This is a genomic window from Thalassotalea sp. G20_0, assembly GCF_017744175.1.
In the GTDB taxonomy this organism is placed as follows: Bacteria; Pseudomonadota; Gammaproteobacteria; order Pseudomonadales; family Endozoicomonadaceae; genus Endozoicomonas.
In genome coordinates this window covers 1-580 of sequence record NZ_JAGHQV010000465.1, presented here as the reverse complement: position 1 = coordinate 580, position 580 = coordinate 1, and the positions used below count along the sequence as shown (strand labels likewise).

Below are 580 nucleotides of genomic sequence, written 5' to 3'. Positions count from 1 at the left end.
TTTTTTGGTTGCACTTAAGGATTAATGCATCAAGTAAAGTTGACAGTAAAGCGGCTTGAGCTTCCCTATACCCCGCATTCATGTATCTATGAGGGGTCAAAGCACCCGCTGAAGTAAATGAATGAAGTGTTGTCGTCAGGCTTCGCCAGGTCCACCCAGGTGCCACTTTAAAATCGTGCAACAATGGTATCAGTTGGCGTTGTTCACTATGATTTAATGGTCGCTTTGACCCTGATGTGTACCATTTGATTGAACAGGCAAATTGACTATGATTTCTACCATCATAGAGGTCACCATAACGAGCAGATACCTCCGCCAGCCAATCCATTTTTTCTTGTGTGATGAGAGCATTAAAACCATGAACAGGTTTTATTGAATGTCCTGGTGGATGGTTAGCAGAGCAGACGTCAGAAGCAGGGTGACATTCATTACGCTTCTGGATATAGGACGGTAGCACATTCACCTTTCTGACTGTGCCATGCCTGTATTGCCCACTCCCTGAAGCACTGGCATGAACGTCTGGTTGTTTGTAATCGTTACCTGAAGTTGTGTATTTCCAACTTATACCAGCACCGCTTCT

Annotated in this window: 1 protein-coding gene; it reads right to left on the bottom strand. The window is 44.5% G+C overall.

The features are described 5' to 3' along the window. Nucleotides 1-580, bottom strand: a 580-nt coding sequence (locus J7438_RS27070) for a hypothetical protein (protein WP_209279108.1), incomplete at both ends; no start/stop codon positions are given.